We start from the raw sequence: 22215 nt of genomic DNA, 5'->3' as shown, positions 1-22215 counted from the left end.
TCATGACGCGACGACTTGCTCAGGTAGCCAAGAAGGTGGGAGTCAGCGAGGCCACGGTCAGCCGGGTCCTCAACGGCAAGCCCGGGGTCTCGGACGCCACCCGGCAGTCCGTGCTCACCGCGCTCGACGTCCTCGGCTACGAGCGTCCCACCCAGCTGCGCGGCGAGCGCGCGCGGCTGGTCGGCCTGGTCCTGCCCGAGCTGCAGAACCCCATCTTCCCCCTGTTCGCCGAGGTCATCGGCGGCGCGCTGGCCCAGCAGGGGCTCACCCCCGTGCTGTGCACGCAGACCAAGGGCGGCGTCTCCGAGGCGGACTACGTCGAACTGCTGCTCCAGCAGCACGTGTCCGGTGTGGTGTTCGCCGGCGGCGGCCTGTTCGCGCAGGCGGATGCGCCGCACGACCACTACCGGCAGCTCGCCGAACGGCGCATCCCGGTCGTGCTGATCAACGCCCCCATCGAAGGGCTCGACTTCCCCTGCGTCTCCTGCGACGACGCCGTGGCGGTCGAGCAGGCCTGGCGCCACCTCACCCTGCTGGGGCACGAGCGCATCGGCGTGGTCCTCGGTCCCGGCGACCACATTCCCTCCCGGCGCAAGCTGGCCGCCGCCCGGGCCGCCGCCGAAGCGGCCGGCGGATCGCTGCCCGACGCGTACGTGGAACGGTCGATGTTCTCCCTGGAGGGCGGCCAGGCGGCGACGACCCGCCTGCTGGGGCGCGGTGTCACCGGCGTCATCTGCGCCAGCGACCCGCTCGCGCTCGGTGCCATCCGGGCGGCCCGCAGGCGCGGCCTCGCCGTCCCCGAGCAGGTCTCCGTCGTCGGCTACGACGACTCCGCCTTCATGAACTGCACCGAACCCCCGCTGACCACGGTGCGCCAGCCCGTCGAGGCCATGGGGCGGGCCGCGGTGGACCTGCTGTGCGCCCAGATCCAGGGCGCCGAGGTCCAGCCCGGCGAGCTGCTGTTCGAGCCGGAGCTGGTGGTCCGCGGCTCGACGACGCAGGCCCCCCGGGGGTAGTCCGTACGACCCGAGCGCGGTGCGGCCGGACCCGGCCGCACCGCGCTTTCGCTTGCGCGCGGGCACCCCGCTGAGATCACTCGTATGCGTCCTGCTGTCAAACATTTACGAAAGCTGCGCGAGATATTGCGGTCATCTGTTCACGGTGGTTGAGTGTGCGGCGCGCCACCTCGCACCGGCGATGAGGGCGCCCTCCACGTTCATGCCCGAAGGGGACCACCCATGAGTAGAGCTCGGTTCCGCCGCACCCGCCGCGCCGGCGCGGTCACCCTCGCCTCCGCGCTCACGCTGACGGCACTCGCCGCCTGCGGCACGAGCAGCAGCAGCGACGACGACGGCGACAACGGCTCGAGCAACGCGAAAGCCGACCCCGCCGCACCCCTGGACCCGAAGACCAAGGTGTCCATCACCATCGACTGCATGCCCCCCGCGGCGAAGGCGGCCGAGCTCAAGCAGTGGAACGAGGACGTCAAGGAGTTCAACAAGAAGTACCCGAAGGTCACGGTCGAGGGCCGCTCCACGCCGGGACAGTGTCTCGAGCCGCCGCGCTTCACCGCGATGCTCAAGGCGAAGTCCCAACCCGACGTGTTCTACACCTACTTCACCGACCTCCCGCAGGTCCTCGACAACGACGGCGCCCAGGACATCACCGCGTACGTCAACGACAAGAGCGTCCCGCTGCTGGGGGACATCGACCCCGACGTCCTCGGCTCGCTGAAGAAGGACGGCAAGCTCTACGGCCTGCCCACCAGCAACTACCGCATGGGCCTGCTCGTCAACCGCAAGCTCTTCACGGAGGCCGGCCTCGACCCGGACGCCCCGCCGAAGACCTGGGACGAGGTCCGCACCGCGGCCAAGAAGATCGCGGGCCTCGGCGGCGGCGTCGCCGGCTTCGGCGAGTACAGCGCGGCCAACACCGGTGGCTGGCACTTCACCGCGCAGATGTACAGCCTCGGGGGCGACGTCGTCGACGCGAGCGGCAAGAAGGCCGCCTTCAACAGCGACATCGGCAAGAAGGTCGCGAAGAACCTGCACGCCATGCGCTGGGACGACGACTCCATGGGCAAGACCCAGCTGCTGAAGTGGGGCGACCTCCAGAAGCAGATCGCCACCGACAAGCTGGGCATGTTCCTCGCCGCGCCCGACGACGTCACGTACATGGTCCAGCAACTCGGCGCCAAGTACGAGAACTTCGGCATGGGGCCCATACCGGGCGGCGAGAACACGCTCGCCGGCGGCAACAACTACATGATCAAGAAGGGTATTTCGGCCGACAAGGTCAAGGCCGCCGTCGCCTGGCTGAACTTCAAGTTCACCACGGTCGGCAAGGGGCAGTACGACTGGAAGCGCCACAAGGCGGACGACCTCCCCGTGGGACTCCCGCAGCCCAACCTGTGGCTGAACGGCTCCAAGACCAAGGACGACGCCGCCCGCAAGGAGTTCGCCACCATGCCGGTGGAGAACTTCAAGGCCTTCACCGACAACCCGGTCCCCGGCAAGGCCGAGCCGCCGAAGGCCCAGGAGATCTACAAGGTCCTCGACAACGTCATGTCCGGCATCCTCACCAACAAGGACGCCGACATCGACAAGCTCCTGTCCACCGCCGAGTCCCAGGTCAACCAGGTCCTCGCCACCCAGTGACCGTGCGGCGGCCGGGCGGTGCCACCACACCGCCCGGCCCGTCCGCGCGCCGCCGCAGCACGTCAAGGAGCGAGCATGTCGGCCCCCACCCTCACCAAGGACCCGGCGGTCAGGGACCGCCGTCCCCGCAGGTCCCGTGCCCGTGCCCCACGTCTCCGGGATGGCGGGTTCGGCAAGGCACTGCGCCGCAACCTCGCCGCCCACGGCTTCCTCGTCGGCGCGGTCCTGTGCTTCGCCTTCTTCTCCTGGTACCCGATCGTCCGGGAGTTCCTCCTCGCCTTCCAGAAGACCGAGGACGGCCGCGTCAGCTGGGTGGGCTGGGACAACTTCGTCACCGTCTGGAACGACCCGGCCTTCGGCCAGGCCTGGCGCAACACCCTGTGGTTCACCGTACTGGCGCTGCTCCTCGGCTTCGTCGTACCGTTCCTCACCGCCCTGGTCATCAACGAGTTCCGGCACGGCCAGGGCTACCTGAGGCTCCTGGTCTACCTACCCGTGATGCTCCCGCCGACCGCGTCGGTCCTGCTCTTCAAGTACCTGTACGACCCCGGGTACGGCATGTTCAACGAGGTGCTCGGCGTCTTCGGCGTCCCCGCCCAGCAGTGGCTCCAGGATCCGGACACCGCCATGCTCTCCGTGGTCGTGGCCTCGACCTGGATGAACATGGGCGGCGCGACACTCGTCTACCTCGCCGCACTCCAAGGTGTGCCGGGCGAGCTGTACGAGGCCGCCGAACTCGACGGCGCGGGCCTGCTGCGCAAGGTGTGGCACGTCACCGTCCCGCAGACCAGGCTCATCCTGCTGCTGATGCTCCTCATGCAGATCATCGCCACCATGCAGGTCTTCATCGAGCCGTTCCTGCTCACCGGCGGCGCCGGGCCGGAGGGGTCCACCACCACCGTCGTGTACCTGATCTACCAGTACGCCTTCAACTTCAACAACTACGGCGCCGCGGCGGCACTCGGCCTGCTCCTGCTCGTCCTGCTGGCCGGCTTCTCGGCCGTCTACACCAAGCTCAACCGCGCCGACCAGGACTAGGACCGGGGGAGACAAGGACATGTCCACTCGCACGCTCATCTCACCCGCCCAGCTGGCCCGCCCGCGCGGCAAGGCCCTGTACTGGGTGTGCTTCGCGCTCGTCGTCGTCCTGTTCACGCTGGCCTTCCTCGGCCCGCTGTACTGGATGGTGTCCAGCGGGCTCAAGACCACCCAGGAAGCCGTCCAGACCCCGCCGACCTGGGTGCCGGGCTCCGTCCACGCGGAGAACTACCGACGCGCCTGGGAAGTGATGGACCTGGCCAAACTCCTGCTGAACACCCTCTACTACGCGTTCGGCGCGCTCGCCTTCCAGCTGGTGCTCGACGTGGCCGCCGCCTACTCGCTGTCCAGACTGCGGCCCGTACTGGGCAAGGCGATCCTCGGCCTGATGCTCGCCACGCTGATGATCCCGGCGACCGTCCTCGTCGTACCGCAGTACCTCACCGCGCTGGACGTGCCGATCGTCCAGCGCAACCTGCTCAACTCGCCCTGGGCGATCTGGCTCCCGTCGGTCACCAACGCGTTCAACATCTTCCTGCTCAAGCGGTTCTTCGACTCGATCCCCAAGGAACTGCTGGACGCGGCGTCGATGGACGGCGCCGGCTCCCTGCGCGTCCTGTGGTCCATCGTGCTGCCGGTCTCCCGGCCCATCCTCGGTGTCGTGTCCATCTTCGCCGTCGTCGGCGTCTGGAAGGACTTCCTCTGGCCGATGCTGGTCCTGCCCGACCCGTCGAAGCAGACCCTCGCCGTCGGCATCTACTCGCTCGCCACCAGCGTGCCCGAGAACGTGCTGATCGCCGCGCTGACCATCGCGTCCCTGCCCACGCTCCTCCTCTTCCTCCTCTTCCAGCGCAACATCATGAGCGGCCTGACGGCCGGCGGCCTCAAGGGCTGACCGGGCACGCGCAGCGACAGCACACCGTCCGGGCACCACCCCCGCGACCCCCGCGACCCCCCGCGGCGAACCCCACACGGTGCCCCCACCGATCCTCCGCCGCCGCCCCGTTCCCGACGCCTCGCTGTCCGGGGCGGCGGCGGAGAACCACCCCTGCCCCGAAAGGACCGACACGTGGCAGCCCCTGAGCCCGGTACGACGACCCCCGGCCACACCGACGACTGGTGGCGCGGCGCCGCCATCTACCAGGTGTACCCGCGCAGCTTCGCCGACGGCGACGGTGACGGCACCGGGGACCTCGCGGGCGTACGGTCGAGATTGCCCTACCTCGCCGAACTGGGCGTCGACGCGATCTGGTTCACCCCCTGGTACCTGTCCCCGCTCGCCGACGGCGGCTACGACGTCGCCGACTACCGCACCATCGACCCCGCCTTCGGCGACCTCGACGAGGCCGAGCGGCTGATCGCCGAGGCCCGCGGGCTCGGCATCCGCACCATCGTCGACATCGTGCCCAACCACGTCTCCGACCAGCACGCCTGGTTCCGTGCCGCGCTCGCCGCCGGTCCCGGCAGCCCGGAGCGCAAGCTCTTCCACTTCCGTCCCGGCCGCGGCGCACACGGCGAACTCCCGCCCAACGACTGGCCGTCGCAGTTCTCCGGACAGACCTGGACCCGGGTCGAGGACGGCGAGTGGTACCTGCACCTGTTCACCCCGCAGCAGCCTGACCTCAACTGGGCCCACCCGGCCGTGCGGGAGGAGCACGAGGAGGTGCTGCGGTTCTGGTTCGAGCGGGGCGTGGCGGGCGTACGCATCGACTCCGCCGCGCTGCCCGCCAAGGACCCGGACCTGCCCGAGTTCGTGGAGGGCCGCGACCCCCACCCGTACATCGACCGGGACGACCTGCACGAGATCTACCGCTCCTGGCGGCGGATCGCCGACGAGTACGGCGGCGTCTTCGTCGGTGAGGTGTGGCTGCCGGACTCCGAACGCTTCGCCCGCTACCTGCGCCCCGACGAACTGCACACCGCGTTCAACTTCACCTTCCTGTCCTGCCCCTGGGACGCGGACCGGCTGCGCGCCGCCATCGACGACACCCTCGCCGAACACGCCCCGGTCGGGGCGCCGGCCACCTGGGTGCTGTGCAACCACGACGTCACGCGCACGGTCACCCGCTACGGGCGCCACGACACCGGGTTCGACTTCGCCACCAAGACCTTCGGCACCCCGACCGACCTGCGGCTCGGCACCCGCCGGGCCCGTGCCGCCGCCCTGCTCACCCTCGCGCTGCCCGGCTCGGTCTACCTCTACCAGGGCGAGGAGCTGGGTCTGCCCGAGGTGGAGATACCCCGTGACCGCATCCAGGACCCGATGCACTTCCGCTCAGGCGGCACCGATCCAGGCCGTGACGGCTGCCGCGTGCCGCTGCCGTGGACGGCCGACGCCCCGTACGCCGGCTTCGGCGCACGCACCGAACCCTGGCTGCCGCAGCCGGACGGCTGGTCCGGCTACGCCGCCGACCGCCAGGCCGACGACCCGCGGTCCATGCTGAACCTCTACCGCGCCGCGCTGGAACTGCGCCGCGCCGACCCGGCCCTCGGTGACGGCCCGTTGGAGTGGCTGCCCGCCGACGACGGCGTCCTCACCTTCCGCCGTTCCCCGGACCTGCTCTGCGTGACGAACCTGGCCGCCGCCGCGGCCACCCTGCCCGACCACACGGAGGTCCTGCTCTCCAGCGGACCGCTGGACCCCGACGGCAGGCTGCCCTCCGACACGGCGGTGTGGCTGCGGAGTTGAGCGCCCACCGGCCGCCACCCGGTCAGAAGTGGGTGGCGATCCCGAAGACCCGTCGCAACTGCGCCATGTCGTGCCGGTCGCGGGCGGCCGGTTCGTACCCCTGGTGGAAGTAGACCTGCTGCTCCGCCGACAGACAGGGAACGGCCGCGCCCCGGACGGTGCCGCTGACGAAGCACGGCGCGGGATAGGCGAAGGGGCGGTGCGGGTCCGAGGACGCCTGCACCGCCGACCCGTCCGGCGCGAAGACCAGCGGGTGCAGGTCGATCTCGCGCCCGCGCGCGTCCGCGACCACGAACCGCACGGGACGCCGGTCGAGCGTCTCGGCGAACCCCGCCTCGGCGAGGGCCGCGACGACCGCCCGCTCCTGGTCCTCGCGGTGCATCAGGTCCAGGTCACGGTGGCGACGCGTCTGCTCACCGACCAGGGCGTCGATGCCCCACCCGCCGCCCACCCAGACGTCGACGTCCGCGTCACGCAGCACGGAGAGGACGGACAGCACGTCGTCGGCGGTCATCACGTGAGCACGGTAGCGGTCCGACGTCCGGGCGGGCGAACGACTTACCTGCCGGTCGCCGCGACGCCGGCCCGCGCGTACTTCTCGTCGAGGTCGCCGGACGGCGCGCCCGCCACGCCGATGCCCGCGACCGGCGCGTCCTTCGCGGTGACCGGCGCCCCGCCCGCGAGGAACAGGGTGCCGGGGATGTCCTTGAGGTTCGGGACCTGCTCCAAGCGCTTGGCCAGCTCCGAGGTCGGCGCGTTCCACGACACCGCCGTGTACGCCTTCTTCACGGCCGACTCGTAGGACTGCGGGCCGGCGCCGTCGCCGCGCAGGGTCACCACCGTGTTGCCGTCGCGGTCGACGACGGCGACGGAGACGCGCTGGTTGTCCTTGCGCGCCGCGTCGAGCGCCGCCCGCGCGGCCCGGTCGGCGGCGTCGACCGTCAGGTGGGTGGACCGCGTCAGGTTCTTGTCCGTGGCATCGGCCGCGACCGCGGCCCGGGCGGCGGGCGCCGTGGAGGAGGCGCTCGCCGAGTAGGCGCCGACGCCGCCGAGGGCGACCGCGGCGACCAGGGCGCCACCGGTGACGACGCGGGTACGACGGGAGGTCTTCTTGACGTGCTGCATGGCTGCCCACTCCTGGAGGTCTACGTGGATACGCGGATGGTGGCGGGCCCTGGCCGTGCGGGCCGCCCGCTCTGCCATCCATCGTGGGTCCGCGACGGGCGCCGACCGGTCGACGGTTCGGCTGCACCCGGCACGCGGGACGGCCGACACGGGCATCAGCCGATCGGTTGACCCGCGGGCCGTGCCCCTGGGCGAGAATGAAGGTGTTCGACCGGTTCAGGAGGTGTATGTGCGGCCCGACGACAGAGGTTCCCCCGCGGACGACGGCCCGGCCCGGGACGAGCGCCGGCTGGCCGTGGTCATGCACGTCGTCTTCTACGTGCTGCTGGCCACCTGCCTGACCCGTTACGTCCAGCGCCACGCGGCGGAGCCCCGCGCACCCTGGGTGATCGGCCTGGCCGCCGTACTGGCCGCCCTCTACGCGGCCGGCACCGCCCTGACCCGCAGAACACCTCCGGTGCCGAGCGACGCAGGCACCCGGCCGTCGGCCTCCCGGCTGATCCGGCTGGGCGCGGTCGTCGCCACCTGGACGGTGCTCGTCCTGTGCGCGCCGAGCTTCGCCTGGGTGGCGGTGCCGCTGTTCTACACCGCCCTGCGCGCCCTGCCGCGGGGCGCCGCGTACGTCCTCGTCACGTTCCTCACACTCCTCGTCGTCTTCGCGCAACTCGCGCTGGCGCCCCGGTTCAGCCTCGACCTGGTGATCGGCCCGTCGGCCGTCGCCGCCCTCGCGACCGCGGTCTTCGAGCACACGCGGCGCCAGGCGGCGCGGCAGCGCGCCCTCATCGACGACCTGCTCGGCACCCGCCGCGAACTGGCCGCCACCGAACGCCGCGAAGGCGTCCTCGCCGAGCGCCAGCGGCTGTCCATGGAGATCCACGACACCCTCGCCCAGGGGCTGTCGAGCCAGCAGATGCTGCTGCAGGCGGCGCTGCGGACCTGGGAGACCGACCCGGCCAAGGCGCGTACCCACGTCCGTACGGCCACCTCCGTCACCGAGCACAACCTCGCCGAGGCCCGCCGCTTCGTGCACGACCTCGCACCCGCCGACCTCGCCCGGGGCGGCGGCCTCGACGCGGCGCTGCGTACCCTCGCGGCGCGGGAGTCGGGCTCGACGCTGACCGTCCGCGTGCACATCGACGGCGGCGGGCGCACGTCCCCGCTGCCGGACCGCGCGCAGTCCGCGCTCCTGCGCATCGCCCAGGGCGCGCTGGCCAACGTGCGGGAGCACTCGGGCGCCACGGCCACGGCGCTCACACTCACCCGGCTCGACGACCAGGTGGTCCTCGACGTCGCCGACAACGGGCACGGCTTCGACGCCGCGGCCGTCACCGGTGAGCCGCCCGGTGAGCGGGGACATGGGATCCGGGCGATGCGTGCCCGGATGCAGCAGCTCGGGGGCACGCTGGCCATCGAGTCCGCACCGGGGGAGGGCGCCGTCCTGACCGCCGTCGTCCCGGTCGCCCCGCCCACCGGGGAGACGCCGCGATGACCGGCCCGCCCCGCCGGGCGGCGCCCCGTACGCCTCCTGGTCTGCGACGACCACGTCGTCGTACGGGCCGGTCTGCTCGCCCTTCTCGACAGCGAACCCGACATCGAGGTGGTGGGCCAGGCGGGGACCGGCGAGGAGGCGCTCGCCCTGGCCGCACGGCTCACGCCCGACGTGGTGCTGATGGACCTGCAGCTGGGCGCGGGCCTGGACGGGGCGGAGACCACCCGCCGTCTGACCGCCGCTCCGGCCGCCCCGCACGTCCTGGTGCTGACCACGTACGACACCGACGCCGACATCACCCGGGCGATCGAGGCCGGGGCGACCGGGTACCTGCTCAAGGCCGAGCGGCCGGAGGAGCTGTTCGCCGCGATCCACGCGGCGGCGCAGGGGCGTACGACGCTGTCGCCGCCCGTCGCCAGCCGGGTGATGGCCAATCTGCGCACGCCGCCGCCCGCGCTCACCGACCGTGAGCGGGACATCCTCGGGCAGCTCGCCCGAGGGCTCGGCAACCGGGACATCGCCCGGGCGCTGTTCATCAGCGAGGCGACGGTGAAGACGCACCTGGGCCGTATCTACGCCAAGCTCGGGGTGGAGACACGGGCGGGTGCCGTGGCCACGGCCAAGGAACGCCGCCTGCTGCCGTGACCGCCGCCCCCGACCGGCCTTCGTCCGCCGGCCGACCGTGGCTGGTCGCGCGGTCGGCCGAAACCGGGCCGGAACCGGTTCAGGGGGCTTCGGCGTCCACGGACTCCCGCAGCCGGCGGCTGGCCATCACCATGTGGTCCGCCATCGCCCGGTCCGCGGCCTCGGGGTCGCGGGCCCGCACGGCCCGCAGCACCGCGTCGTGCTCGCACAGCGTGCCGCTCACCGTGCCCTCGATGTCGCTGACCCGCTCCATCCACACCTGCAGCAGCGCCCGGATGCTGTGCAGGATGTCGCTCAGCACACTGTTGCGCGCGATGCGGGCCATCTCGAGGTGGAAGTCGATGTCCGCGTCGATGAACGCCTTGGCGTCGCCGCCCGCCGCCCGCATGTGCCGCAGGTGCTCCTCCAGACGCGCCAGGTCCTCGTCCGTCGCCCGCTCCGCGGCGAGGCGGGCGGACACCGCCTCCAGGTAGGTGCGCACCTCCACCAGGTCCTGGGTGCGCCGCTGCCCCAGCATCAGTCCCCAGTTGATCGCCCGGGGCAGGAACTCCGAGGTGCCCTCGCGCACGTACGAGCCCGAGCCGGGCCGGATCTCGATGATGCCGAGCACGTCGAGGGCGGACAGGGCCCCGCGGACGCTGGAGCGGGCCACACCGAGCGCCTCGGCGAGCTGGCGCTCGGCGGGCAGCCGGGTGCCGGGCTTGATGTCGCCCGCCGACAGGTGGTCGAGGAGCCGCTTGGCGACCTCGCTGACGGAGGACTCGCGCACCACGGGACGCAGCAGTTGCGCGAGGTCGGGGGCGGCCGCGGAGGTCTGGTCGTCGGGCTGACTGGTCACGGTCACCAGTCAACCAGATGTGGCGCCCAAGGAGCTGACCAGCCGGTTCCTCGGGGTCGAAGGCGGGTCCGGCGCCGGGTTTGTCAAGAGTTGCGAGAAGGTCGAAGATGAGACCGTCCTCACATTGGTAAATTGGTGACCAATTTGAGTCGTCGACATAGCGTGAAAACGTTCCGGTCGGCCGCCTGCTCGGCGAACCGTCCGGCCTGACCCACCCCGGACGGAGCTGTCCGGGCGAGCCGAGGAGTCGCCATGGTCGCCGACGCGCCATCCGCGGCAGTCGAGAGAACTGCCATCAAGAAGGTCTCAGTCCGCCTCGTGCCGTTCGTGGCACTGATGTTCTTCGTGAACTACCTGGACCGCACAGCCGTCTCATTCGCCGAGCCGAACGGCATGGGCCAGGACCTGGCCCTGACCGCGGCCCAGTTCGGCTTCGCCTCCGGGATCTTCTTCCTCGGCTACATCGTGCTCGAGGTCCCCAGCAACATGGCCCTGCACCGGTTCGGAGCCCGCCGCTGGCTGGCCCGCATCATGGTGACCTGGGGCATCGTCTCGCTCCTGTTCACCTGGGTGGACAGCACCGGCCAGCTCTACACCCTGCGCTTCCTCCTCGGCGTGGCGGAAGCCGGCTTCTTCCCGGGCGCGATCCTTTTCCTCAGCCAGTGGGTGCCCTCCCGGCACCGCACCAAGATCCTCGGGCTCTTCTACCTGGCGCAGCCGCTGACCACCGTCTTCGGCGCCCCGCTGGCGGGCTGGCTGATCGGCCGGCACGGCCTGTTCGGCCTCGAGGGCTGGCGCGTGATGTTCCTGTTCGTCTCGCTGCCCGCGATCCTCCTGGGTGTCATCGCGTGGTTCTACCTCGTCGACCGGCCCGCCGACGCCAAGTGGCTCACGCCCGCCGAGCGCACCTGGCTGACCGGCGAACTCGCCGCGGAGAACGCGCAGAAGACCGGCCATGAGGACAAGCACGCCAAGGGCCACCTCAAGACGGCCTTCGGCAGCGGCCGCGTCTGGGTCCTGGCCCTCATCTACTTCGGCTTTGTCTACGGCCTGTACGCCCTCGCCTTCTTCCTGCCGACGATCATCAACGGCTTCCAGGAGCAGTACGGCACCACGTTCAGCGTGATGGACAAGGCCTGGATCACCGCCATCCCGTACCTGCCCGCCGCGATCGTCCTGTTCTTCTGGACGCGCCACGCCACCAGGCACGGCACCCGCGTCTGGCACGTGGCCGGACCCGCCGTGGTCGGCGGTGTCACCATCCCGCTCGCCCTCTACATGGGCTCCCCGACGGCCACGGTCGCCGTGATCACCGTGACCGCCTGCTCCATCTTCGCGGCCCTGCCCGTCTTCTGGTCCCTGCCCTCCCGCTTCCTGACCGGAGCCGCGGCGGCCGCCGGCATCGCCCTCATCAACACCGCGGGCAACGTCGCCGGATTCGCGTCCAGCTACATCACCGGCTGGCTCAAGGACTGGACCGGCGCCTACTACGTCCCGCTCTACCTGGTCGGCTTCTTCATGCTCCTGTCCGCCGCGCTGATGCTCCTGCTCTCCAGGCGGGGCGGCACCGGCGAACCGGAACCCGCAGCAGAGCACAAGCCCATGGAGGCCCTCCGATGACCCGGCTCTTCAACGACCCCGCGGCCTTCGCCGACGAGGCACTCGAAGGCTTCGCCGCCGCCCACCGCGGCTGGGTGCGCCCCGTCACGGGCGGCGTCGTCCGCGCCGCCGGAACCCCGGCGGGCCAGGTCGCCGTCGTCGTCGGCGGCGGATCGGGCCACTACCCGGCCTTCTCCGGACTGGTCGGCCGCGGCCTCGCGCACGGCGCGGCCGTCGGCAACGTCTTCGCCTCGCCCTCCGCCCGGCAGATCCGCTCCGTGGCGCGGTCCGCGCACGGCGGCGCCGGCGTCCTGCTGATGTACGGCAACTACGCGGGCGACGTGCTCCACTTCGGGCAGGCCGCCGAACGTCTGGCCGGCGACGGCATCGAGACCCGTACCTTCGCCGTCACCGACGACATCTCCTCCGCCGGGCCGCAGGAGTCGGCCAAGCGCCGCGGCATCGCCGGCGACCTGCCCGTCTTCAAGGCCGCCGCCGCGGCGGCCGAGGAGGGCCTGCCGCTGGACGAGGTGCTGCGCATCGCCGAGCACGCCAACGCCCGCACCCGCTCCTTCGGCATCGCCTTCTCCGGCTGCACCCTGCCCGGCGCCGACCACCCCCTGTTCACCGTCCCCGAGGCCCGGATGGCCGTCGGCCTCGGCATCCACGGGGAGCCCGGCATCGGCGAGGAGTCCCTGCCCACCGCCGACGAGGCGGCGCGGCTCATGGTCACCGCCCTCCTGGAGGAACTCCCCGAGGACGTCGACACGCCCGCCGGACAGCGCGCCGCGGTGATACTCAACGGCCTGGGCTCGGTCAAGTACGAGGAACTGTTCGTCGTCTACCGCAAGGTCGCGGCCCTGCTCGGCAACGCGGGCGTGGACATCGTCGACCCCGAGGTCGGCGAGCTCGTCACCAGCTTCGACATGGCCGGCGTCTCCCTCACCCTGACCTGGCTCGACGACCGCCTCGAGCAGCTGTGGCGGGCCCCGGCCGACGCACCCGCGTACCGCAAGGGCGCGCCCGCCCCGCAGGAGGCGGCGGCCGGGGCGGCCTTCGTCGCCGAGGCCACGGACGACACCCGTGTGCCGGCCGCCACCGAGCGGTCGCGCGCCGCCGCCGACACCGTCCTCGCGGCCCTGAACGCCCTGGCCGGCACCGTCGACACGCACGCCGGCGAACTCGGCCGCATCGACGCCGTGGCCGGCGACGGCGATCACGGCATCGGCATGCAGCGCGGCTCCACCGCCGCTTTGCGGGCCGCGGTCCGTGCCCACGACCTGGGCGCCGGCGCCGGAACCGTGCTCGTCCACGCCGGGGACGCCTGGGCCGACCGGGCCGGCGGCACCTCCGGCGCCCTGTGGGGCACCATCCTGCGCGCCCTCGGTACGCGACTCGGCGACCAGGACACCCCGGACGCCGAGGCGGTCGCCCGGGGAGTCTCGGAGGCCTCCGACGCCGTACGCCGCCTGGGCGGGGCCGAGGTCGGCGACAAGACGATGGTCGACGTCCTCGTGCCCTTCGCCGGCACCCTCGCCGAGGCCGCGGCCGCCGGCGACCCGCTCCCCGAGGCCTGGCGGCGCGCCGCGCTCGCCGCCGGGAGGGCCGCCGCCGCCACCGCGGACCTGCTGCCCCGCAAGGGCCGCGCCCGGCCGCACGCCGAGAAGTCCCTCGGCACCCCCGACGCGGGCGCCCACTCGCTCGCCCTCATCACCCGCGCCGTGCACGGAGCCCTGCCCGACGCCCCGCACGATCGCCACCAGCACGACCACCAGCACGACCACCAGCACGACGACCCGTCCGACCAGCCGTCCGACCAGCACTGAGGAAAGCCGCCATGACCGACAAGCTCCGTATCGTCGTCGGATCCGACGACGCCGGCCACCAGTACAAGGAAGCCCTCAAGCAGGACCTGCTGGGCAGTTCACTGGTCGCCGAGGTCACCGACGTCGGCGTCGACGCCGACGGCCACACCGCCTACCCCAAGGTCGCCATCGCCGCCGCCGAGATGGTCGCCCGCGGCGAGGCCGACCGGGCCCTCCTGGTGTGCGGCACCGGCCTCGGCGTGGCCATCGCGGCCAACAAGGTCAAGGGCATCCGCGCCGTCACCGCCCACGACTCCTTCTCCGTCGAGCGGGCGGTCCTGTCCAACAACGCGCAGATCCTGACCTTCGGCCAGCGCGTCGTCGGCCTCGAACTCGCCCGCCGCCTGGCCGCCGAATGGCTCACCTACCGCTTCGACGAGACCTCCGCGTCGGCGGCGAAGGTCCAGCTCATGTGCGACTACGAGGACGCCCCCGACGCCGGGGCGGCCGCCTGATGCCCGCCCCGGCCCGTCCGCCCCTCCTGCTGGGGGTGAGCCTGAAGATGTACTTCGGCCACCACCAGACCCTCGACTGGGCCCGGCGGATCGCCGGCCTCGCCGCCGAGCACCCCGCCGTGACCTCCGGCGAGGCCCGCCTCCTCGTCCTGCCGGCTTTCCCCACCCTGATCCCCGCCGCGGGAATCCTCGCGCCGTACGGCATCGCGCTCGGCGCCCAGGACATCGCCACCGAGGACTTCGGCCCGTACACCGGCGAGGTCGGCGGCCCCCTCCTCAAGGAGATCGGCTGCCGCTACGCCGAGGTCGGCCACGCCGAGCGCCGCCGCCTGTACGGGGAGGGCGACACGGTCGTCGCCGCCAAGACGGCCGCCGCCCTGCGCAACGGCCTCACCCCGGTCCTGTGCGTCGGCGAACTCGACCGCGGGACACCCCGGGAGGCGGCCGAACGCACGGTCGCCGAGGCCGCCCGCCTGCTGACCGGACTGGACGGCACCGTCGTCCTCGCCTACGAGCCCCAGTGGGCCATCGGCGCGCCCGAGCCTGCCTCCGCCGAGCACATCACCGCCGTGTGCACGGCCCTGCGGGACTGGCTCGGCACCCGCCCGCAGCACGCCGGTTCGCAGGTCATCTACGGTGGCAGCGCGGGCCCCGGCCTGCTCACCCGCCTCGCGGGAGCGGCGGACGGCCTCTTCCTCGGCCGCTTCGCCCACGACCCGGGCAACGTCCGCGCCGTCCTCGACGAGATCCGCGCACCGGCCACCGCGGCGGTGGTGTGATGGCCTGCGGAATCAGCACGTACGCGTACTTCTGGCGCTTCTCCGACCGGGCACCCCGGCCGATGACGCTCCCCGAGATGCTGCGCGACACCGCCGAACTGGGCGGCCAGGTCTTCCAGATCTGCGACTACCCACCCGTCGAGTCGTACGACGCCGCACAGTTGGCGGACGTGAAGGCCACCGCCGCCGACCTGGGCCTGACCCTGGAACTCGGCACCCGCGGCGTCCGCACCGCCCATCTGCTCAAGTACCTCGACATGGCACGGCGGTTGGACGTCACCCTGGTCCGCTCCATGCTCAACACGGCGGGCCACCGGCCGGACACCTCCGAGGCCGTGGCCCTGCTCGGGGAGTCGGTGCCGCGCTTCGAGGACGCCGGCGTGACCCTGGGCCTGGAGACCTACGAGCAGGTGTCGACCGACGACCTGCTGGCTGTCGTACGCGGGGTCGGCAGCGAGCGGCTCGGCGTCGTCCTGGACCCGGGCAACAGCGTCGCCCGCCTGGAACGCCCGGTGGACGTGGTCGCCGCGACCGCGCCGCACGTGGTCAACATCCACGTCAAGGACTTCGCCTTCACCCGCCGGGACGGCTGGGTCGGCTTCACCTACGCCGGCTGCCCCCTCGGCGAGGGCCTCCTGGAGTACGACGCCATGATCGCCGCCGTACGGGCCGCCCGGCCGGACGCGGACGGCATCAACCAGATCGTGGAGCACTGGCTCCCGTGGCAGGACGAGGGCTTCGACGCCACCGCCCGGCTCGAACACCAGTGGACGCAGCACAGCATCGACACCCTTCTGAGGAGCGAGTAATGGCCACCGAGATCCAGACCCAGGCCGACGTCAGGACCGTCGCCGTCATCGGGGCCGCCGGCAAGATGGGCCAGCGCGTCTCCGACAACCTGGTCGAGAGCGACTTCCGGGTGCTCTTCAGCGAGGCCTCGTCCAAGGGCCAGGAGCTGATCCGCGGCCTCGGCCGCGAGCTGACCGGGTCCGCCGACGCCGTCGCCGAGGCCGACGTGGTCATCCTCGCCGTCCCCGACGTCGTCCTCGGCAAGGTCTCGGAGGAACTCGTCCCGCTGATGAGGCCGGGCACGGTCGTCCTCACCCTCGACCCGGCCGCCGCCTACGCCGGCCTGCTCTTCGACCGGGACGACATCCACTACGCGTGTGCGCACCCCTGCCACCCGTCGGTGTTCCTGGAGCGCACCACCAAGGAGGAGTGGCAGGACACCTTCGGCGGGATCGCCGCCCCGCAGGAGGTCGTCGCCGCGTACGAGGGCGGGGACGAAGCCAAGCGGGAGCTGGCCGACTCCGTCATCCGCGTGATGTACGCGCCCGTGGTCGACGTCCACTGGGTCACCGTCAAGCAGCTCGCCGTCCTGGAGCCGACCCTCGTCGAGACCATCGCCTGCATGGTGGGCGCCCTGCTGACCGAGGCGCTGCACGAGACCGTGCACACCGTCGGCGTCCCGGAGAAGGCGGCCCGCGCGATGCTCCTGGGCCACACCCAGGTCGCCCTGGCCAACACCCTCAAGGGCTCCAACCCGTTCTCGGACGCCTGCCTGATCGCCATGGACTACGGCCGCGAGTCCATCGTGCGCGACGACTGGAAGAAGGTCTTCGAGGACGACGAGCTCGACAAGGTCATCACGCGCATGCTGAAGATCAAGGAGATCACACGCTGATCACGCGCTGAGCAGCGCTGACGCGCCCCGTTCCACCGAAGCCGGTACCGGCCGCCTGACAGGCCCGTACCGGCTTCGGGCGTACGCACCCGCACGCCGCTCGTCAGGAGCCGTGCGGACCGGACGCCGGAGCGGGCAGCCCGTTCAGTACGTCGCGCACGGTGAAGTGCCCGAGCTCGGTCGCCACCGCACCCGCGACCGTCCGGTCGAGCGTGTCCAGGGTCTTCTGCACGGCGCGGCCCACCACGCAGGTCGGGGCGGGCTCGTGCAGGCCGAGTACCGGGTCGGCGCCCTGGAGCAGCAGCCAGACCCGGTCGAGCCCGATCTCCGCGGCGTCCACCGCCAGTTGCCAGCCCCCGTGGACACCGGGCCGCGACCGCACCACACCCGCGCCCCGCAGCGGGCCCAGCACCCGGCGTATGTGGGCGGCGTTGACGTGGGTGCTCTCGGAGAGCTCCTCCGAGCTGACGGTGCGGCCCTCCAGGACGCCGGCCAGATAGGTCAGCACATGGACGGCGACAGCGAACCGGGTGTTGGTCGAGCGGGCCATACGGCCATCTTGCCATTCCGTAGTCATCGTAGCTACAGTTCTAATTCGTCTTCATGATGACTACAGATTGGTGCGATCATGATCGGCATCACCGGTGCCTCCGGTCCCCTCGGACGTGCCACCGCCGAGCTGGTGCTGCGGACCGTCGATCCGCGTGGGGTCGTCCTCACCACACGTACGCCGGAGGCGCTCGCCGACCTCGCCGACCGCGGCGCGCAGGTGAGGCGGGCCGATTTCGACGACCCCCGCACCGTCGCCGCCGCACTCGTCGGCGTCGAACGACTGCTGCTCGTCTCCACCGACGCGGTGGGCTCCCGCCTCGACCGGCAGCGGGCGGCAATCGCGGCGGCGGCCGGAGCGGGGGTTTCGCACATCGCGTACACCTCCGTTCCCGAGCCGGTGCCCGCCAATCCCGCCGTCGTGGTCGCCGACCACGCCGGCACGGAACAGGCACTGCGGGAGAGCGGACTGCGATGGACCGCGCTGCGCAACAACCTGTACGCGCACATGCAGGTCTCCGTCGTCGAACAGGCCGCCGCCACCGGCCGACTGGTGACGAACAGCGGCGCCGGCGCGGCGGCGTACGTCACCCGTGAGGACTGCGCGGCGGCGGCAGCGGCGGTCCTCACCCAGGACGGGCACGAGAACCAGGTCATCGACATCACCGGTCCGGAGGCGGTGAGCGTCCTCGACCTGGTACGGCTCGCCCGCGAGATCGGCGGCCGTGAGGTCGAACCGGTCGACGTCGACGACCACGCGTTCGCCACCGCACTCGAGGAGGCCGGCCTGCCGCAGCCGCTGTCGGAACTGGTGACCTCGTTCGGCGCGTCGACGCGCGGCGGGTTCCTCGCCCGGGTCGGCAGCGGGGTGGCCGACCTGACCGGCCGCGAACCGAGGTCCTTCGCGGACGTGGTGCGGGCGGCACGGAAGCCCTGATCCGGTGACCGTGGAAAAAGCGGTGCCCACGCGGACCGGCGGTGGGGGAGGCGCCGTCCGCCGGATCCGTGTGCTCGTGCTCCTCGCGGCCCTCAGCGCCCTCGGACCGCTGTCCATGGACGCCTGCATGCCCGGTCTGCCCCGGCTGGCCGACAGCCTGCACAGCCCGGCGTGGGCGGTCCAGCTCACCGTCACCGCATGCCTGATGGGCCTGGCCGTCGGTCAGCTCGCGGCCGGTCCGCTGAGCGACGCCCTGGGCCGGCGCCGGCCGTTGCTGTTCGGGCTGACCCTCTACACGGTGGCGGGACTGCTGCGTGCCCTCGCGCCGACCGTCGGGCTCCTCGTCGTGCTGCGGGGAGTGCAGGGGCTCGGCGGCGCGTTCGCCCTGGTGATCGCCTACGCGTACGTCAGCGACCTGCACGAAGGAAGGGCGGCGGCGCTCCTCGGCTGCGGACAGTTCCTCTTCGGCGGCCTCGCCGCGCCGCCGGCCGGACTCCCCGGCGCGCACGGCGCCGTACCCATGGCCACGGTGACGGCCGTCCTCGGACTGGCCGCCGTGACCGTACTCATCACCCTGACCCCCGACCCCTGAACCCTGCCACCGAGGCAGACGAACACATCCGAACGAGCGGCCACAGGCCGCACGAGGAGGTCCACCATGACCACGGACACCGTCACCGACACACCGCGCCTGCGCCGTCTCGGGTGGGCCGGCGTCGAGATCGCCCTGGGCGACACGCTCCTGCTGATCGACCCGCTCGAGAACACCGCCCCGCTCGCACCCGTGATGGGCCTGCCACGGCGGCCCCTGCCTCCCGTCGACGCCCCGGCCGGAACGCATGCCCTGATCACCCACCTGCACCCCGACCACTACGACCGCGAGCTGATCGCGCGCCTGGCCGTCTCGGGGACCGTCGGCTGCCACACCCCCACCGCGTCGGCGCTGGCCGAGCACGGCGTCACGGCCGAGGCGCAGGAACTGGGGGAGGCCCGCCGTATCGGCCCGCTGACGGTCACCCCCGTCGCCTCGCTGGACTGGCGCGGCAGCGACTGCGACCAGGTCGCGTGGATCGTGGAGGGCGCCGGAGTCCGGATCATCCACTGCGGGGACACCATGTGGCACGGCAACTGGTGGCAGATCGCCCGCGACCACGGCCCGTTCGACGTGGCGTTCCTGCCCGTCAACGGCGTCATCGCCAGATTCGAGGGCTACGAGGCCAACGTGCCCGTCACGCTGACACCCGAGCAGGCGGTGGAGGCCGCGGCGGCTCTGGGCGCCACAGCGGCCTGCGCCATCCACTACGAGCTGTTCGACAACCCTCCCGCCTATGTCGAACAGCCCGACATCGCCGCCCGGTTCGGCCGTGCCGCCCGGGAGAGGGGCATCACGCCCCACCTCGTGGCCGACGGTGAGGCCGTACCGCTCGGCGGCGGGCACGTCATCCCGGCGTGACCGCCGCCGCCCCTTCGAGCCCGCCCCGCGGCCCCGGGTGGCCTCGCGACCCCGGCCGTCCCGCCCCCACGTCCTGCCCCGGGGCCTCTTGCACGGTCCCGATAGGATCCGGGCCATGCCGCTGACCGTGCAGGACGTGGACCGGTTCGAGAGCCTGAGGCCCCGGCTGGAGGCCATCGCGTACCGCCTCCTGGGGTCCGCGGGCGAGGCCGAGGACGTCGTGCAGGAGACCTTCCTGCGCTGGCAGGCCGCCGACACCGGACACATCGAGGTCCTGGAGGCCTGGCTGACGCGGGTCCTCACCAACCTGTGCCTCAACCTCCTGACGTCGGCCCGCGCACGGCGTGAGCGGTACGTGGGGCAGTGGCTTCCCGAACCGCTGCTGGAGGGGGACGCGATGCTCGGCCCCGCCGGCACCGTCGAGCAGCGCGAGTCGGTCTCGTACGCCGTCCTGACCCTCATGGAGCGGCTGTCCCCCAACGAACGCGCGGTGTACGTGCTGCGGGAGGCCTTCGACTACCCGCACCGGGAGGTCGCCGAGATCCTCGGCATCACGGAGGCCGCCAGCCAGCAGATCCTCCACCGCGCGAAGAAGCACCTCACGGACGGCAGGGCCCGTGCCGAGATCGACAGGGCCGCCGCCCGGCGGATCGTGGAGGAGTTCCTGTCGGCCGCCACGACCGGGGAGACCGAACCACTCGTACGGCTGCTCACCGCCGACGTGGTCTCGGTCGGTGACGGCGGCGGGAAGGTCCCGGCCCGGACCAGGCCGTTCGAAGGCGCCCTGGCCGTCGCGAAGTTCATGCGGGGCCTGTTCAGGCCGGCGCGGTCCAAGCGCGCCCTGGTCGGCGGCTCGCCCGCGATCCACGCCTGGACCGCCAACGGCGACCCCGCCGTCGTGGCGGTCGTCGACGGCCGGGTCGTCGGCATCGTGTGCCTGGAGGTCACCGCCGACGGCATCGCCGCGTTCCGCGCCCAGGCCAACCCCGACAAGCTGGAGCGCGCGACCGGGCTGTGGGCGGCGACCGACCACGGAGAACCCCTGTTCCACGCCTTCTGACCGCCGTGCGGCGGTGTGATCCGCTTCACACGAGGTTCCTGTCAGGGAACGGCGTGCTGTCCGGTTCAAGGGCCGACACCGCGCTCGACACGGGTCGGACCCGCGCAGACAGGAGCTAGGACATGCAGCAGCACCGCATCATCGTTCTCGGCGCCGGATACACCGGAGCCATCGCGGCCGGCCGCCTCGCCAGGCGGCTGCACCGTGACGACGTCGCCATCACCCTCGTCAACGCCGAGCCCGACTTCGTCGAGCGCGTCCGGATGCACCAGCTCGCGGTCGGCCAGGACCTCAAGCACCGGCCGCTCGCCGGGATGCTCGCCGGCACCGGTGTCGAGCTGAAGCTCGCGACCGTCACCGGCGTCGACGCCGACCGCAAAACCGTCACCGTCGAGCCGAACCACGGCACCGAAACGGACCCCGCCGCCGAGCAGCTCCCGTATGACACCCTCGTGTACGCCCTCGGCAGCGGCTGGGACCACCAGGGCGTCCCCGGCACCACCGAGCACGCCCACCAGATCGCGAGCCGGTCCGGAGCGCTGCGGCTGCGTGAGCGGCTGGCCGGCCTGGACGCCGCGCAGTCCGTGGTCGTGGTCGGCGGCGGCCTCACCGGAGTGGAGGCCGCGACGGAACTCGCCGAGGCCCGCCCGGACCTCGCGGTCGCTCTCGTCGCCCGCGGTGGACTCGGCGACTGGCTCTCCGACAAGGGCCGCCGCCATCTGCGGAAGGTCGTCGACGGGCTCGGCATCGTCGTGCACGAGCAGGCCGTCGTCACCCGCGTCGAGGCCGACCGCGTCATCACCGGGGACGGCCGCGCCGTCCCCGCCGCGGTCACCGTGTGGACGACCGGCTTCGCCGTCCACCCGATCGCGCGGGCCACCGCCCTGGAGACCACCGACACGGGCCGGATCGTGGTCGACGACAGCATGCGCTCGGTCTCGCACCCGGACGTGTACGTCGTCGGCGACGCCGCCCTGGCGATGGGTCCCGGCGACAAGCCGCTGCGGATGTCGTGCGCCTCGGGCACCCCTGCCGCCTGGCGCGCCGCCGATGTCGTCGCGGCCCGGCTGACGGGCGGGAAGCTCCCGACCGGGACGATCCGCTACTTCAACCAGTGCATCTCGCTGGGCCGTTCCGAGGGCCTGATCCAGTACGTCACCGCGGACGACCGGGCCGTCGACGCGGCGCTGACCGGCCGGCTCGCCGCGTTCTACAAGGAACTGGTCTGCAAGGGCGCGGTCTGGGGTGTCGCGAATCCGACCCTCGGCGTGCCGACCCGCCGTCGCCGGGTCGTCGACCGGGCGGTCCGGACGGACCGGGCCGCCGCCGGGACGCCGGCCTGACGGAGCCATC

The 22215-nt window shown here is 72.3% G+C and carries 22 protein-coding genes; 18 read left to right on the top strand and 4 right to left on the bottom strand.

Features of this window, described 5'->3' with window-relative positions:
- Positions 1 to 2 precede the first annotated feature (2 nt).
- The 5 genes from QFZ75_RS01385 to QFZ75_RS01365 all read left to right on the top strand — a co-directional run bounded on the left by QFZ75_RS01385 (position 3) and on the right by QFZ75_RS01365 (position 6384).
- Positions 3 to 1016: a LacI family DNA-binding transcriptional regulator gene (locus QFZ75_RS01385; protein ID WP_307533395.1), complete on the top strand. Its 1014-nt coding sequence runs from the start codon at positions 3 to 5 to the stop codon at positions 1014 to 1016.
- 222 nt (positions 1017 to 1238) lie between these two features.
- A complete protein-coding gene (locus QFZ75_RS01380) occupies positions 1239 to 2657 on the top strand; it encodes an ABC transporter substrate-binding protein (RefSeq protein WP_307533394.1) in 1419 nt (472 codons plus the stop codon).
- 75 nt (positions 2658 to 2732) lie between these two features.
- Positions 2733 to 3695 carry a carbohydrate ABC transporter permease gene (locus QFZ75_RS01375; protein ID WP_307533393.1) on the top strand — a complete coding sequence of 321 codons (963 nt, stop codon included), beginning with the start codon at positions 2733 to 2735 and terminating at the stop codon, positions 3693 to 3695.
- Between the two features lie 19 nt (positions 3696 to 3714).
- The gene (locus tag QFZ75_RS01370; protein ID WP_307533392.1) at positions 3715 to 4590 is read left to right on the top strand and encodes a carbohydrate ABC transporter permease; all 876 of its coding nucleotides are present in this window, start codon (positions 3715 to 3717) and stop codon (positions 4588 to 4590) included.
- A 174-nt stretch (positions 4591 to 4764) separates the two neighbouring features.
- Positions 4765 to 6384, top strand: a complete 1620-nt coding sequence (locus QFZ75_RS01365; RefSeq protein WP_307533391.1) for a glycoside hydrolase family 13 protein — start codon at positions 4765 to 4767, stop codon at positions 6382 to 6384.
- Between the two features lie 22 nt (positions 6385 to 6406).
- Here the strand turns inward: QFZ75_RS01365 and QFZ75_RS01360 are convergent, their stop codons facing one another.
- Together QFZ75_RS01360 and QFZ75_RS01355 are read right to left on the bottom strand one after the other, a co-directional pair.
- Complete coding sequence (locus QFZ75_RS01360; RefSeq protein WP_307533390.1) at positions 6407 to 6898, bottom strand: nucleotidyltransferase domain-containing protein; 492 nt, start codon at positions 6896 to 6898, stop codon at positions 6407 to 6409.
- A 44-nt stretch (positions 6899 to 6942) separates the two neighbouring features.
- The gene (locus QFZ75_RS01355; RefSeq protein WP_307544167.1) at positions 6943 to 7509 is read right to left on the bottom strand and encodes a heme-binding protein; all 567 of its coding nucleotides are present in this window, start codon (positions 7507 to 7509) and stop codon (positions 6943 to 6945) included.
- A 301-nt stretch (positions 7510 to 7810) separates the two neighbouring features.
- On the opposite strand from QFZ75_RS01355, the gene QFZ75_RS01350 reads away from it, so the two are divergent.
- Together QFZ75_RS01350 and QFZ75_RS01345 are read left to right on the top strand one after the other, a co-directional pair.
- Positions 7811 to 8998 (top strand): sensor histidine kinase, encoded by a 1188-nt coding sequence (locus QFZ75_RS01350; protein ID WP_307544166.1) that lies wholly within the window; start codon positions 7811 to 7813, stop codon positions 8996 to 8998.
- A gap of 36 nt (positions 8999 to 9034) precedes the next feature.
- Positions 9035 to 9643 carry a response regulator transcription factor gene (locus tag QFZ75_RS01345; RefSeq protein WP_307544165.1) on the top strand — a complete coding sequence of 203 codons (609 nt, stop codon included), beginning with the start codon at positions 9035 to 9037 and terminating at the stop codon, positions 9641 to 9643.
- A gap of 79 nt (positions 9644 to 9722) precedes the next feature.
- Here QFZ75_RS01345 and QFZ75_RS01340 read toward each other — a convergent pair whose 3' ends face one another.
- Entirely contained in the window at positions 9723 to 10487 is a 765-nt protein-coding gene (locus tag QFZ75_RS01340; protein WP_307533389.1) for a FadR/GntR family transcriptional regulator, read from the bottom strand.
- A 246-nt stretch (positions 10488 to 10733) separates the two neighbouring features.
- On the opposite strand from QFZ75_RS01340, the gene QFZ75_RS01335 reads away from it, so the two are divergent.
- The 6 genes from QFZ75_RS01335 to QFZ75_RS01310 are packed head-to-tail and all read left to right on the top strand — an operon-like array spanning position 10734 to position 16863.
- Positions 10734 to 12101 (top strand): MFS transporter, encoded by a 1368-nt coding sequence (locus QFZ75_RS01335; RefSeq protein WP_307533388.1) that lies wholly within the window; start codon positions 10734 to 10736, stop codon positions 12099 to 12101.
- A complete protein-coding gene (locus tag QFZ75_RS01330) occupies positions 12098 to 13906 on the top strand; it encodes a dihydroxyacetone kinase family protein (protein ID WP_307533387.1) in 1809 nt (602 codons plus the stop codon). Before QFZ75_RS01335 ends, QFZ75_RS01330 begins: the two co-directional genes overlap by 4 nt.
- Before the next feature lie 11 nt (positions 13907 to 13917).
- Positions 13918 to 14400 (top strand): ribose-5-phosphate isomerase, encoded by a 483-nt coding sequence (locus QFZ75_RS01325; RefSeq protein ID WP_307533386.1) that lies wholly within the window; start codon positions 13918 to 13920, stop codon positions 14398 to 14400.
- A complete protein-coding gene (locus QFZ75_RS01320; RefSeq protein ID WP_307533385.1) occupies positions 14400 to 15179 on the top strand; it encodes a triose-phosphate isomerase family protein in 780 nt (259 codons plus the stop codon). The genes QFZ75_RS01325 and QFZ75_RS01320 overlap by 1 nt, the downstream gene beginning before the upstream one ends.
- Complete coding sequence (locus QFZ75_RS01315; RefSeq protein ID WP_307533384.1) at positions 15179 to 15988, top strand: sugar phosphate isomerase/epimerase; 810 nt, start codon at positions 15179 to 15181, stop codon at positions 15986 to 15988. The genes QFZ75_RS01320 and QFZ75_RS01315 overlap by 1 nt, the downstream gene beginning before the upstream one ends.
- The gene (locus tag QFZ75_RS01310; RefSeq protein ID WP_307533383.1) at positions 15988 to 16863 is read left to right on the top strand and encodes a phosphogluconate dehydrogenase C-terminal domain-containing protein; all 876 of its coding nucleotides are present in this window, start codon (positions 15988 to 15990) and stop codon (positions 16861 to 16863) included. The genes QFZ75_RS01315 and QFZ75_RS01310 overlap by 1 nt, the downstream gene beginning before the upstream one ends.
- A gap of 103 nt (positions 16864 to 16966) precedes the next feature.
- Here the strand turns inward: QFZ75_RS01310 and QFZ75_RS01305 are convergent, their stop codons facing one another.
- The gene (locus QFZ75_RS01305) at positions 16967 to 17413 is read right to left on the bottom strand and encodes an Rrf2 family transcriptional regulator (RefSeq protein ID WP_307533382.1); all 447 of its coding nucleotides are present in this window, start codon (positions 17411 to 17413) and stop codon (positions 16967 to 16969) included.
- A 78-nt stretch (positions 17414 to 17491) separates the two neighbouring features.
- Between QFZ75_RS01305 and QFZ75_RS01300 the strand changes: the two genes are divergently transcribed.
- The 5 genes from QFZ75_RS01300 to QFZ75_RS01280 all read left to right on the top strand — a co-directional run bounded on the left by QFZ75_RS01300 (position 17492) and on the right by QFZ75_RS01280 (position 22205).
- Positions 17492 to 18349 carry an NAD(P)H-binding protein gene (locus QFZ75_RS01300; protein ID WP_307533381.1) on the top strand — a complete coding sequence of 286 codons (858 nt, stop codon included), beginning with the start codon at positions 17492 to 17494 and terminating at the stop codon, positions 18347 to 18349.
- Positions 18350 to 18371: 22 nt separating this feature from the next.
- On the top strand, positions 18372 to 18941 hold the full coding sequence (locus QFZ75_RS01295) for an MFS transporter (protein ID WP_307533380.1): 570 nt from the start codon (positions 18372 to 18374) through the stop codon (positions 18939 to 18941).
- A gap of 66 nt (positions 18942 to 19007) precedes the next feature.
- Positions 19008 to 19802 carry an MBL fold metallo-hydrolase gene (locus tag QFZ75_RS01290; RefSeq protein WP_307533379.1) on the top strand — a complete coding sequence of 265 codons (795 nt, stop codon included), beginning with the start codon at positions 19008 to 19010 and terminating at the stop codon, positions 19800 to 19802.
- Positions 19803 to 19917: 115 nt separating this feature from the next.
- Positions 19918 to 20862, top strand: a complete 945-nt coding sequence (locus QFZ75_RS01285) for an RNA polymerase sigma-70 factor (protein ID WP_307533378.1) — start codon at positions 19918 to 19920, stop codon at positions 20860 to 20862.
- Between the two features lie 122 nt (positions 20863 to 20984).
- Positions 20985 to 22205, top strand: coding sequence for an NAD(P)/FAD-dependent oxidoreductase (locus tag QFZ75_RS01280; protein ID WP_307533377.1), 1221 nt, complete (start codon positions 20985 to 20987; stop codon positions 22203 to 22205).
- Positions 22206 to 22215 lie beyond the last annotated feature (10 nt).

The sequence above is a fragment of the Streptomyces sp. V3I8 genome (genome assembly GCF_030817535.1).
Classification (GTDB): domain Bacteria; phylum Actinomycetota; class Actinomycetes; order Streptomycetales; family Streptomycetaceae; genus Streptomyces.
This window is presented reverse-complemented; position numbering and strand designations above follow the sequence as displayed.